The organism is Streptomyces sp. NPDC048516 (genome assembly GCF_043199875.1).
Classification (GTDB): domain Bacteria; phylum Actinomycetota; class Actinomycetes; order Streptomycetales; family Streptomycetaceae; genus Streptomyces.
The window spans coordinates 119,381-131,762 of sequence record NZ_JBICWS010000020.1; the positions used below are offsets into that span (position 1 = coordinate 119,381).

General features: G+C 71.5%; 10 protein-coding genes and 1 pseudogene. 7 read left to right on the forward strand and 4 right to left on the reverse strand.

Going from position 1 to position 12,382, the window contains the following annotated elements:
- Window positions 1-330 precede the first annotated feature (330 nt).
- Window positions 331-921: a pyridoxamine 5'-phosphate oxidase family protein gene (locus ACGFR7_RS31020; RefSeq protein ID WP_393325589.1), complete on the forward strand. Its 591-nt coding sequence runs from the start codon at window positions 331-333 to the stop codon at window positions 919-921.
- A 133-nt stretch (window positions 922-1,054) separates the two neighbouring features.
- Here ACGFR7_RS31020 and ACGFR7_RS31025 read toward each other — a convergent pair whose 3' ends face one another.
- On the reverse strand, window positions 1,055-1,639 hold the full coding sequence (locus tag ACGFR7_RS31025; protein ID WP_393325591.1) for a hypothetical protein: 585 nt from the start codon (window positions 1,637-1,639) through the stop codon (window positions 1,055-1,057).
- A gap of 122 nt (window positions 1,640-1,761) precedes the next feature.
- Window positions 1,762-2,191 (reverse strand): annotated as a pseudogene (locus ACGFR7_RS31030) (GNAT family N-acetyltransferase).
- A 185-nt stretch (window positions 2,192-2,376) separates the two neighbouring features.
- Between ACGFR7_RS31030 and ACGFR7_RS31035 the strand changes: the two are divergent.
- From ACGFR7_RS31035 to ACGFR7_RS31055, 5 genes are all read left to right on the forward strand, one after another.
- Entirely contained in the window at window positions 2,377-3,378 is a 1,002-nt protein-coding gene (locus ACGFR7_RS31035; RefSeq protein ID WP_393325593.1) for an RNA polymerase sigma factor RpoD/SigA, read from the forward strand.
- Window positions 3,379-3,632: 254 nt separating this feature from the next.
- Window positions 3,633-4,424, forward strand: coding sequence for a DeoR/GlpR family DNA-binding transcription regulator (locus ACGFR7_RS31040; RefSeq protein WP_393325612.1), 792 nt, complete (start codon window positions 3,633-3,635; stop codon window positions 4,422-4,424).
- Window positions 4,421-5,368, forward strand: coding sequence for a 1-phosphofructokinase (gene pfkB / locus ACGFR7_RS31045; protein ID WP_393325595.1), 948 nt, complete (start codon window positions 4,421-4,423; stop codon window positions 5,366-5,368). Before ACGFR7_RS31040 ends, pfkB begins: the two co-directional genes overlap by 4 nt.
- A gap of 396 nt (window positions 5,369-5,764) precedes the next feature.
- A complete protein-coding gene (locus ACGFR7_RS31050; RefSeq protein ID WP_393325597.1) occupies window positions 5,765-7,924 on the forward strand; it encodes a fructose-specific PTS transporter subunit EIIC in 2,160 nt (719 codons plus the stop codon).
- Between the two features lie 380 nt (window positions 7,925-8,304).
- Window positions 8,305-8,985 (forward strand): hypothetical protein, encoded by a 681-nt coding sequence (locus ACGFR7_RS31055; protein ID WP_393325599.1) that lies wholly within the window; start codon window positions 8,305-8,307, stop codon window positions 8,983-8,985.
- A 199-nt stretch (window positions 8,986-9,184) separates the two neighbouring features.
- On the opposite strand, the gene ACGFR7_RS31060 is transcribed toward ACGFR7_RS31055, so the two are convergent.
- Window positions 9,185-9,982 carry a TetR/AcrR family transcriptional regulator gene (locus tag ACGFR7_RS31060; protein ID WP_393325601.1) on the reverse strand — a complete coding sequence of 266 codons (798 nt, stop codon included), beginning with the start codon at window positions 9,980-9,982 and terminating at the stop codon, window positions 9,185-9,187.
- 73 nt (window positions 9,983-10,055) lie between these two features.
- Between ACGFR7_RS31060 and ACGFR7_RS31065 the strand changes: the two genes are divergently transcribed.
- Window positions 10,056-11,807 carry an MDR family MFS transporter gene (locus tag ACGFR7_RS31065; RefSeq protein ID WP_393325603.1) on the forward strand — a complete coding sequence of 584 codons (1,752 nt, stop codon included), beginning with the start codon at window positions 10,056-10,058 and terminating at the stop codon, window positions 11,805-11,807.
- Between the two features lie 105 nt (window positions 11,808-11,912).
- On the opposite strand, the gene ACGFR7_RS31070 is transcribed toward ACGFR7_RS31065, so the two are convergent.
- A partial coding sequence (locus ACGFR7_RS31070) for a L,D-transpeptidase (protein ID WP_393325604.1) occupies window positions 11,913-12,382 on the reverse strand: 470 nt, incomplete at its 5' end.

The following is a 12,382-nucleotide window of genomic DNA, read 5'->3' on the forward strand; positions in this document are numbered from 1 at the left end:
GGTCCGTGGGGTGTCCTCACCTTCCGTCAGAAGGCTGCGTACGGCGTGGCCCACACGGATCGCCGGATGGGTGGCGGCGCCCGCGATGCCGGGTAACAGGCGCGGTCACCACTCAGCAAGGAGCTCGCGCCAGGTTGGCACCGGCCGTTGGCGCCGGCCCTCACTCCGTTCCCTCACTCCGTTCCCTCACCGTTCGCCCACCGCGGTCCGTATACGTGTCCGTGTCCGTGTCCGTGTCCGCATCCGTATACGTGTCTGTGTCTGTGTCCGTGTCCGTATCGGTCTCGATACCGGACAGAGGGTGTCGGGTATAGGGGGAAGGGTGCTGCCATGACGAGTGAGAGCACGTGGGCCGGGGGCATCGGCGGCGGCAGAAACGTCGGAGGCGGCGGAAGTGCCGAGGGGCGTGGGGGAGTCGGGGGCGGTGCGGTCGGCTGGTCGGTGGTCGAGGCGGCGGCGCCGGAATTCGCCGGGCGGGTGCGGGAGCGGTTCGGGGCCTACCGGCACCACGTTCTGGCGACCCTCCGCAAGGACGGCGGGCCGCGGCTCACCGGCCTGGAGGCGGATTTCCGCTACGGGGAGCTGTGGCTGGGCATGATGGTGGGCTCGCGCAAGGTGCTTGACCTGCGGCGCGACCCCCGCTTCTCGCTGCATGCCAATCCGGGACCCGGCACCGATCTGTCCGGAGGCGACGCACGGGTTTCCGGGCGGGCGGTGGAGGTGACGGACCCCGAGGTGGTCGCCCGCTATGCGGCGGTGGTGCAGCCGCCGGACCCGTTTCACCTCTTCCGGGCGGAGCTGACGGAGGCGGTGCACACGTCCGTCGAGGATCCGTATGTGGTGCTGGAGAGCTGGGTGCCGGGGCGGCCGCTGCGCACCATCCGGCGGACGTCCTGCGATGCGACGCCACGGATGGCGTGACCGGGGGAGTGACCGGCGGCGTAAAGCCGGCGGGCGTGGCGAGTGGCGTGGCCGGCGGGCGTGGCGAGTGGCGTGACGGGCGCGCACAGGCGTCACAGGCGGGTGCCGCGGGGTCAACCGTCAGCAGGCCGGCTCAGTGAGTGGCCACGGGGAGGCTGTGGTCCCTGTCGCCCCTGTGGGTCCGGTGGGGCTCGTGGGGCCGGTGGATGCCGTGCGGCTCGCGGACGCGGTGGGTGCGGAAGATGTACAGGGCGACGACGAACATCACGGCGCCCATGGTGAAGCCGAAGGCGGACGACTTGAGGATCGATTCCCCGCCGAGGCTGTAGACCCAGCCAATCGAGCAGCCGAAGAGCGCGCCGTACGCGATCGCCCGGGTCTCGGTGATCATGGACGACTGGAAGTGGGCCACCAACAGTCCCAGCACGCCGGACACCACGGCCGCGGCCAGCCCGTACAGCATGGCCGGGCCGCCCTTGATGCCGTCGGTGTGGGTGCGGAAGATGGTGAAGCAGCCGAAGGCGAGGGCCGTGACGATCGGCAGCGAGACGGTCGCCGGGATGCGCTTGGCCCGCTCCGCCATGCCTGCCTTGCCGGCCGGTCGCGGCGCCCGTTGCGAGTCGCGGGACCGGCCGTTCGCCGTCGCGCCGTGTTCCGTGTCGACGGTGCCGTGTGAGCGGGCGGCCCTTGCCTCGTGCCGGTGAGCGTGCTGGTCCATGACGGGCTCCTCTCGATGCGTCCCGCTGCCTCGCTGTCCCGCTGACCCTCCTCACCAGGCGACACCCGGGGGCGGTCCGCGTCAACCGGAACGGCGGGTCGCAAGGCCGGGACGGAGCAGGGTCAGCCCAGGTCCTTCTGGTACCAGGCCACGTCCCAGTAGCGGCCGAACTTGCGGCCCACCTCCGTGTGCGGCCTTCGGGCGGAACGCGCTGCTGGTCGCATAGCCGAGCAGCGCGCCTGCGGGGTGGCCTGCCTCGGGTGCCGCAGCCCCGGCCCGCGACTCGGGCGCCGCAGCCCCGGCCCGCGCCTCGCTCACCGACCCGTTGTGCGGGTTTTTCGTGCGATCTGTCGCTTCCTGGGCAACCAGAAGACGATGGGGGCCGTCTTGGGGGTGGGAGAGCAGCCACGGGCGGCGCTGGCCGGGAGTGAAGGGCTCCAGGTCAAAGGTGATGCACGTCTCACGGATGTAGTGGTTGTAAAGATCCGTAAGGGCCGGAAGGTCAGCTTCCGCGCCCGCCCTGACCTGCACTTCTCCCTGCTCACGCAGCATGGGACCTCCGTAATTGGGCGCGCAGGGTACTGCATGATCAGAAAAATAGCGGGGCGGCGTGGGAATTCTGTCCGGATTCCAGCCGTTGTTTCCTTCGGACGGGTCGCTACGTGAGCATCGGTTTCGATGCCCCTTCCGGCCCGCCCACCGTCCCGCGACCGACTCATCGCAAAGGGAGCACACGCATGGCAACCCGTGCCGTCGCCCGCCGTCAGGAAAGCAGCAGCGGTTCTGACGGGGCCCACAGCGTTCGCGCCGTAGGCGGGGAGATCGCCGACCGCGACCTGGTCGGCATGTACCTCGACGAGATCGCGCGTACGCCACTGCTCGACGCCGCCAAGGAGGTGGAGCTGTCCCAGACCATCGAGGCGGGCGTCTACGCCCAGCAGATCCTGGACGGCGAGGTCACCGACGGCAATGCCGCAGCCGCCAGCCGCGAGGAGCTGGAGGCGCTGGTGGAGGAGAGTGCGAAGGCCAAGGATGTCTTCATCCGCTCCAACCTCCGCCTGGTGGTCGCGGTCGCCCGTCGCTACCCGCGTGCCGGGCTGCCCCTGCTGGACCTGATCCAGGAGGGCAACGCCGGTCTGGTGCGTGCCGTGGAGAAGTTCGACTACGCCAAGGGCTTCAAGTTCTCGACCTATGCGACGTGGTGGATCCGCCAGGCCATCACCCGCTCCATAGCCGACCAGTCGCGCACGATCCGGCTGCCCGTGCACCTCGTCGAGGAGCTGGGCCGGATCCGCCGGGTACAGCGCGAGTTCAACCGTGAGAACGGCCGTGATCCGGAGCCGGCGGAGGTCGCCGGTGAGCTGGGCTCCACGCCCGCCCGCGTCACCGACGTACTCGACTGGGCGCGCGACCCGGTCAGCCTCAACATGTCGGTGGACGACGACGGCGACACCCAGTTCGGCGACCTGTTGGAGGACACCTCCGCGGCCTCGCCCGAGCAGTCCGTGCTCACGCTGCTGCGCAGCGAGGAGCTGGAGGATCTGATCGACCGGCTCGACCACCGCACCGCCTCGATCATCAAGGCGCGGTACGGCATAGAGGACGGCCGGGAGCGCACGCTGACCGAGGTCGGCAAGCAGCACGGTCTGACCCGGGAGCGTATCCGGCAGATCGAGAAGCACGCCCTGCTGGAGCTGAAGCGGATGGCGCGTGACACGGGATTCGACGCCGCCGCATGACAGGTGCGCGCTCTCGCGCGTGCCGACATCCATGGCAAGGCCTGTGCCTGTAGAGGACGAGCCCCGGTGCCCTTCGTGGCGTCGGGGCTCTGTTGTGTCCGCGGGGGGAAGCCCGCGGGGAGCGGGAGACCCGCTCGGTCGCCCCGATGTCTGTTTGAGTCTGCGTGAAGTCCATTTGTGTTTACTTCGCGAAGGTGTCGACGTAGCATCGCGTCGAAACCACAGGTTCGGGCATGGGACGGACAGACACGCTGATGTATGCACCGGAGCGCCAGCAGGAGATTCTGCGGCTCGCCCGTGAGAGCGGCCGGGTCGATGTGCTCTCCCTCGCGGAGGAGTTCCAGGTCACCGCCGAGACCGTGCGGCGTGATCTGAAGGCCCTGGACCGGGCAGGCCTGGTGCGCCGGGTGCACGGCGGGGCCATCCCGGCCGGCCGGCTGGACTTCGAGCCCGACCTCGCCGAGCGGGACGCCGTCGCCGCCGACGAGAAGCAGCGCATCGCGCGGGCCGCGCTGGCCGAGCTTCCCGGTGGCGAAGGCGGCCCGGGCGGCTCCGGCGGCTCCGGGAGCGTCATTCTGGACGCCGGTACGACCGCCGCCCGGCTCGCCGCCGAGATCCCGCTGGAGGCCGAGCTGACCGTCGTCACCCATGGCCTGCCGGTCGCCGCGCGGCTGGCCGACCACCCCGGGCTCACCCTCCACCTCGTGGGCGGCCGGATCCGGCACCGTACGCGGGCCGCGGTCGACGACTGGGCGCTGCGCGCCTACCGAGAGATCAACGCCGATGTGCTGTTCCTCGCGACCAACGGCTTCTCGCTCGACGGCGGCCTGACCACCCCCGACCTCGCGGAGGCCGCCGTCAAGCGGACACTGATCGCCGCGGCCCGCCGCGTCGTCCTCCTCGCCGACTCCGCCAAGTTCGGGCAGCAGCACTTCGCCCGGTTCGGCGAGCTGTCGGATGTGGACCTGCTCATCACCGACACCGGCCTGAGCCCCGACGACGCCCTCGCCATCGAACGCGCGGGCACGGAAGTAGTACGCGCATGATCCTCACCGTCACCCCCAACCCCAGCCTGGACCGGACGTACGAGATCCCGGCGCTGGACCGCGGGGCCGTGCTCCGGGCCACCGCCGACCGGATCGACCCCGGTGGCAAGGGCGTCAATGTCTCGCGGGCGGTCGCCGCCGCCGGACACCGCACCCTGGCCGTCCTGCCCCTGGGCGGCCCGGCCGGCGCGGCGCTGGCCGCTCTGCTGGACGCCGAGGGCATCGAGGTGGCAGGGGTGGAGGTGGCCGGCCAGACCCGCTCCAACATCTCGGTCGCCGAACCGGACGGCACCCTGACGAAGATCAACGCGACCGGGCCCGAGCTGACCGCGGACGAGTCCGAGGCGCTGCTCAGCGCGGTCGGCGAGCGCTCGGTGGGGGCCGACTGGATCGCCTGCTGCGGCAGTCTGCCGCGCGGTCTGGCGCCCGAGTGGTACGCGGAGCTGGTGGCCCGCGCCCACCGCGCCGGCGCCCGGATCGCCCTGGACACCTCGGGCCCGTCGCTGATCGCGGCGCTGCGCGAGCGACCGGACATCGTCAAGCCGAACGCCGAGGAGCTGTCGCAGGCCGTCGGCCGGCCGCTCGCGACCCTCGGCGATGCGGTCAAGGCGGCCGAGGAACTGCGCGCGGGGGGTGCCCGCGCCGTACTGGCCTCCCTGGGGGCGGACGGCCAGCTCCTGGTCGACGCGGAAGGCGCCTACTTCGGCAGCGCCCCGGTCGCCGCGGTGCGCAGCAATGTCGGCGCGGGCGATGCCTCACTGGCGGGGTTCCTCACCGCGGGCGGTACGGGACCGATGGCGCTGGCCGCCGCGCTGGCCCATGGCGCGGCCGCCGTCCAACTGCCCGGCAGCCTGATGCCGACGCCGGCCGATCTGGAGACCTCGGCGGTCACGACCACCGATGCGGTACCGCTCCACCGCGTGCTGACGGAGCCGGTGTCATGACGGGCGCGCCTGCCGTCGCCGCGGCGGCCGTTCCTGTGTCTGCCGTCGCCGTGGTGGCCGTCCCTGCGCCTGCCGTTCCTGCGTCTGCTGTTCCTGCGTCTGCTGTTCCTGCGTCTGCTGTTCCTGCGTCTGCTGTTCCGGCGCCTGCTGTTCCGGCGCCTGCTGTTCCTGCGTCTGCCGTCTTTACGCCTGCTATCCCCGCGGCCACCTGGCCCCCTGTGGTCGCTCAGCCCCCTGTGGCCACCTGGCCCCCTGTGATTTCCCGGCCCCCGGGCGCCTCCTGGTCCTCCGCGACCCCTCGTTCCCGCCCTCCGGCCCATGCCGGGAGGCGCGCCAGCCACCCCCCGTTCCGTCCCCACCGCCCGCACGGCGGTACCGCGTGCAAGGGAGCCCGCGATGAGTGAGCTGATCACCGCGGAACTGGTCGACCTCGACCTGTCCGCAGAAACGAAGGACGCCGCCGCACGGTCCCTGGCCGAGCGGATGGCCGCCCACGGTCGGGTCACCGACCTGGAGGGCTTCCTCGCGGACGTGGCCGCACGGGAGGCCCAGATGCCGACCGGTCTGGACGGCGGGATCGGGATTCCGCACTGCCGCAGCGCGCATGTCACGGAGCCGACGCTGGCCTTCGGCCGCAGCGCCTCCGGCATCGACTTCGGTGCGCCGGACGGGCCGGCCGACCTGATCTTCCTGATCGCGGCACCGGCGGGCGGCGACGCGGACCACCTGTCGATCCTCTCGACCCTCGCCCGGCATCTGATGGACGCGTCCTTCACCGGCGCGCTGCGGTCCGCCACCGAACCGGAGCGCACGGCGGCACTGATCCGCGGGGACGCGCCGGCGGAGGAGCCCGCGGCCCCGGCGCCGGACGAGGACGCGCGCCCCGAGACTGCTCCTGGGGCCGCCCCTGAGACCGTCCCTGGGACCACCCCTGAGACTCCCTCCGAGACGGAGGCTGCCCCCGAAGCTGCCCCTGAGGCCGCCCCTGAGGCCGCCCCCGAAGCTGTCCCTGAGACCGTCCCCGACGCCGTCCCCGATGCCGCCCCCGGCGCCGTCCCCAAGGGCCCCGCCCCGGCCGCTCCCTTCCGTATCGTCGCCATCACCTCCTGCCCCACCGGCATCGCGCACACCTACATGGCTGCCGAATCGCTGGAGAAGGCCGGACAGGCCGCCGGCGTCGAGGTGTCCGTCGAGACCCAGGGCTCGGCAGGGTTCAAGCGGCTCGATCCACAGCTCGTCGCGGACGCGGACGGTGTGATCTTCGCGCATGACGTCGAGGTGCGGGAGAAGGAGCGGTTCGCCGGGAAGCCGACCGTCGATGTCGGGGTGAAGGCGGGCATCAACCGCCCCGCCGAACTCATCGCCGAGGTGCGGCGGAAGGCCGAACGCGGTGAGGTGTCGGCCCCCGTGCGTGCCGCTGCGCCCATGGACAAGGACGCCGCCAGGGGTGACGGCTTCGCCACCCGCCTGCGTAAGTGGCTGATGACCGGCGTCAGTTACATGGTCCCGTTCGTCGCCGCGGGCGGTCTGCTCATCGCGCTCGCCTTCGCCATCGGCGGCTACACGATCAACAAGGCGCCGTCCGTCGCCGACCACTTCCTGTGGACCGAATCCACGAGCTGGGCGGCCCTGCTCTTCCAGGTCGGCAACGTCGCCTTCGGCTTCCTCGTCCCGGTGCTGGCGGGCTTCATCGCGTACGGCATGGCGGACCGGCCCGGTCTCGTGCCCGGCTTCGTCGGCGGCGCCATCGCGCTCACCATCAACGCGGGTTTCCTCGGCGGTCTGATCGCCGGACTGATCGCGGGTGCGGTGGTGATGGCGATTCAGCGGGTGGACATCCCGCCGGTGCTGCGCGGCATCATGCCGGTCGTGGTCATCCCGCTGATCTTCTCGGCGATCGTCGGCTTCCTGATGTTCCTCGTGATCGGCAAGCCGATCGCCGCGCTGCAGAAGGGCCTGACCGACTGGCTGTCCGGCCTCACCGGCGCCAACGCCATCATCCTGGGCGTGATACTCGGCCTGATGATGTGCTTCGACCTGGGCGGGCCGCTGAACAAGGTCGCCTACGCCTTCGCGGTCGGCGGCCTCGCCAACCCCAACGAGGGGAGCCTGAAGGTCATGGCCGCGGTGATGGCGGCCGGTATGGTGCCGCCGCTGGCGATGGCGCTGGCCACGACCGTCCGCGGGCGGCTCTTCACCAAGGCCGAGCGGGAGAACGGCAAGGCGGCCTGGGTGCTCGGCGCCTCCTTCATCACCGAGGGCGCGATCCCCTTCGCCGCCGCCGATCCGCTGCGCGTCATTCCCGCCGCGATGGCCGGTGGCGCGGTCACCGGAGCCCTGTCGATGGCCTTCGGCTGCACCCTCCGCGCCCCGCACGGCGGCATCTTCGTCGTCCCCCTGATCGGCCAGCCGTTCGTCTACCTGCTCGCCATCGCCGCGGGTACGGGCGTCAGCGCGGCCCTGGTGATCCTCCTCAAGGGCCTCCGCAAGCCACCGCGGTCCCGCGCGGCGGACTCGCCGGCCGAGGGCGAGGCCGAAGTGACCGCCGCCGCCTGAGCCCCGTCCCCGCCTGAGCCCCGTCTCCTCCCGCACACCCCGAGGCCTCCGCCGACACCCGGTGGAGGCCTCGGCGCGCTCGTCCCTCCCCTCCCCTCCCCTCCCCTCCCCTCCCCTCCCCTCTCCCGGCTCCAGGGCGGGTTCTGACGGGACGTGGAGCGAAGTTACTCGTGCGTTAGTAGATCTTTAGCAGCCACGACGAGAGTCCTGGATGTCACGCCGAAGGACAGCAGTCACGCCGAAGGACAGCAGACACCCGTCACCGGTCACCCGTCACCGGTCACCCGTCACCGGTCACCAATCACCGAACACCAGGCACCCGGTACCCGGCATCCGAGACCCGCTACCAGGCACCACTCACCACCCCGGGGGAATCCTCAATGTCGCTCGCCACCACCGCCCTGCGCCGCGGTCGTCGTCTCGCCGTCGCTACCCTCATCGCCGCCTCGGCGCTCTCGCTGACCGCCTGCCAGAACGGGGACGACAAGGCGTCGGCCGCGCCCTCCGCCGCGAACAGCCAGGCCGCGAACGGCCAGGCCGCGAACGGCGGCTCGGATGCGGGGGATGCCACGTCCGGGGGCGCGTCCTCCGGCGGTTCCTCCTCGGGCGGTTCCTCCGCGGGCTCGTCCTCGACGGGCGGGCAGGCGGGCGGTGGCTCCGGGGCCGCCGCGGGGAAGGGCGCGTCGCACACGAGCACCACCGGAGGCCAGGGTTCCGCGACGGGCGGCTCGGGCGGACAGGGCGGTGCCTCCGCCGGCCGTACGGGCGTCAGCGGCACCTGGGCCGGCAAGCTGAAGTGGCTCACCGAGGACAAGCTCACTGTGGCCCCGGACAGTGGTCCGGAGCAGGCGTTCCACCTCCTCGACAGCACCAAGGCGCTCGGTGCGGCAGCGCTCTGCGAGGCCCCCGACGGCCGCGTTCACACGGACGCCGCCGGCTACGGCACCACCCATTGCACCCTCGACGACGCACGGAAGGCGGCCAAGATGGGCAACATCGACGTCCGGGTGACCGTGACGGGCGGCGCCGCCACGAAGATCGCCGAGCGCTACCACCCGTAAGCCCCCGCCGGGGCCCACTGCCTCGTCAGCCGGGGCGCCACCGCCCCGTCAGCGGGGCCCCACGGCCCCCGAGACCGGCCCAGCGGCCGTCGGAGCATCGAGCATCCGACGGCCGCTGAAGCTTTGGCGCCCGCTGTCCGCTGTCCGCTGTCCGCTGTCCGCTGACTGCTGTCCGCTGACCGCTTTGGGGAGCCGCCGCTCAGATCCCCAGCCGGGCCGCGATGCCGTCGAGGACGCTGTCGAGGCCTGTTTCGAAGCGCCACTGCGGGTCGTCCTTGCGGGTGGCTTCGAGGAGATAGCGGTGGTAGGTGGGGTAGCGCCCGGTGCCGATCAGGTAGCGCATCTGGGGGGCGAGGGCGACCCGTAGATCGTCGTTGCTGCCCCAGCCCTGCTCCCGCATGAGGAAATACTGGGCGCACTCGGCCCAAACCGCCCCGTGCACATAGGAGTTGACGGTCCCGAGTACGGCCATCATCGCGTCGCTGTCGAGTCCGAGCCCGTCCAGGGAGGCGAGCGCACGCTCGGCCGCGGCCATCCGGTGAGGGGTGAGCGCGCGCAAGGACTGCGGTGAGGAGATCTGGATGAGCCAGGGATGGCGCAGCACGATCTCCCGGGAGCGCAGCGCGTTGGCGCGCATCACGTCGCGCCAGTTCTCGACGTCGTCGGGGAGCGTGAGGTCCGCGTAGACCGCGTCCGTCATCAGGTCCAGGACGTCGGCCTTGCCGGACACATAGCGGTAGGCCGCCATGGGTGCGACGCCCAGCTCGGTGGCCAGGCGCCGCATGGTGACGGCGTCGATGCCGTCGGTGTCGGCGATGCGTACGGCGGCCGCGGCGATCTTCTGCGGGGTCAGGGTGGCCCGCGGCGCCGGCGCCGGACGGTCCAGGCGCTCCCAGAGGGAGACCGCCGCCGCGTCGGACGTGTCCGGCGTCTCCGGGGCCGACCCGGACGGCAACGGCTGCCCGTCCTTGGCTGCGCCGGCCTTCTTGCCGGTCATGGCGCTCACTTCCTTCCCGGGTCCAGCCGAAGCATCGCGTACAACGTATCAGCAGTAGACGCTGTACACGTCGATGTGTACGTTGTATCCGATCGATACGCAGTACACGCGAGGGGGCACAGCAGTGGCGGTCAACGGCACGACGGAAGCGGCCGACCGGGCGGGAGGGACGGCCGGCGGGACACCCAGGGGGAGACGCCCCCCGAGGTCCCTCTACTTAGGGGTCTTCGGGCTGCTGCTCGGGATGTTCCTGGCGATGGTGGACGGTCTGATCGTGGGCACGGCACTGCCCACGATCGTGGGGGAGCTCGGCGGGCTGGACCAGCTGTCGTGGGTGGTGACGGCCTATCTGCTCACCACCGCCGTGGCGACACCGATCTGGGGGAAGGCGGGCGATCTCTACGGCCGCAAGGGCACGTTCATGGCGGCGGTCGCCCTCTTTCTGGCCGGGTCGATGCTGTCCGGGCTGGCGCAGGACATGGCGCAGCTCATCGCTTTCCGGGCCCTGCAGGGGCTGGGTGCGGGCGGGTTGATGGTCGGGGCGCTCTCGATCATCGGTGTGCTGGTGCCGCCGCGGCACAGCGGCCGGATGCAGTCGATGATCGGTGCCATGATGCCGGTCGCGTTCATCGGCGGGCCGCTGCTCGGCGGTTTTCTCACGGACCAGCTGAGCTGGCGGTGGGCGTTCTACGTCAATGTGCCGATCGGGGTGGTGTCGCTGGCGATCGTCGGGGGCTGGATCCGGCTGGGCCGCGCGGAACGGAGCACGGCGCGGATCGACTACCCGGGTGTGGTGCTGCTCTCCGGCGCCATCCTTGCGCTGACCCTACTGGCCAGTTGGGGTGGCGTCCGGTACGGGTGGAGGTCACCGCAGATCCTCGGGCTGGCGGCGGTGAGCGTGGTGGCGCTGGCCTGGTTCGTACGGGTCGAGCGGCGGGCCGTGGAGCCGGTCATCCCGCCCCGGCTGTTCCGCAGCCGCAACTTCACCCTGGCCCAGATTCTGAGCTTTCTCATCGGCGCGGTGATGCTCGGGGTGACCAGCTATCTGCCGCAGTACATGCAGTTCGTGCAGGGCCTGTCGCCGACGGCCGGCGGTCTGCTCTTGCTGCCGCTGATGTTCGGGATGCTGGGCGTGCAGCTCGGCACCGGGGCACTGATCAGCCGTAACGGGCGCTATCGGATCTACCCGATCCTGGGGGGCGGGGTGCTGACCGTGGGCGTGCTGGTCCTGCTGCTGCTCGGCAGGGAGACCGCGACGGGCCTGGCCTCCGGGCTCACGGTCTTCGCGGGGATGGGCATCGGGTTCGTCATGCAGAGCACCATGCTGATCACCATGAACAGCGCGGAGCCCCGTGACATGGGCGCCGCCGGCGGCACCGTGACGCTGCTGCGGACGGTTGGCGGCTCGCTCGGCGTCGCCCTGCTGGGCGCCGTCTTCACCGGCCGGCTGCACAGCGGGCTCGCCGACCGGCTGGGGGAGGGTGCCGCGGGCCGGCTGACGGAAAGGGCCGGGCAGTTGACCCCGCAGGTGCTGGACGGGCTCGCCGCACCGGTGCGGGACGCCTACCGGGCGGCGGTCACCAGCGGGCTGCACGGCGTCCTGGCCGGCGCCGCGGCGCTGGCCGTGCTCGGCTTCGCGGCCGCCTGGCTCGTACGGGAGGTTCCGTTGCGGAGCACGGTGGAGCCGGACGGTCCGGCGCATCCCCCCCCCAGCTCGGCGCATCCCCCCAGCCCGGCGAAGCCGACCGGACCGGCTGATCCACCCAGGTCGGCGCCTGCGCACGGTCCGGCGCATCCGCACGGTCCGGTGAAACCGCGCCCCTGAGGCCCGCCCCTAGGTATAAGCCCGCCCCCTGCACACAAGGCGGTGGCCGGTCCCGCCCGGGACCGGCCACCGCCTTGTGTGCAGCTGCTCTGGGAGCGCCGTCCGTCAGGCCGCGCTGCCCGCCTTCCAGTCGGACCAGGACAGGTTCCAGCCGTTGAGGCCGTTGTCGGGCTTGACCGTCTGGTCGTGCGAGTTCTTCACGATGACGACGTCGCCGACCAGCGACTCGTTGAAGAACCACTTGCCCGGGGTGTCGCCACCGCCGCCCTTGCTGTCCCGCAGGCCGACGCAGCCGTGGCTGGTGCCGGAGTTGCCGAACACGGAGGACGGGCCCCAGTAGTTGCCGTGGATGAAGGTGCCGGACGACGACAGACGCATGGCGTGCGGGACGTCCTTGATGTCGTACTCACCGCCGAAGCCGACCGTCGAGCCGTCCATCCGGGTCTGCTCGAACTTCTCCGAGATCACCATCTGGCCGTTGTAGGTGGGGTGGTCGGCGCTGCCGCCGGAGATCGGGATGGACTTGTAGGTCTTGCCGTCCCGCTTGACCGTCATGGTCTGGGTGTTCATGTCGA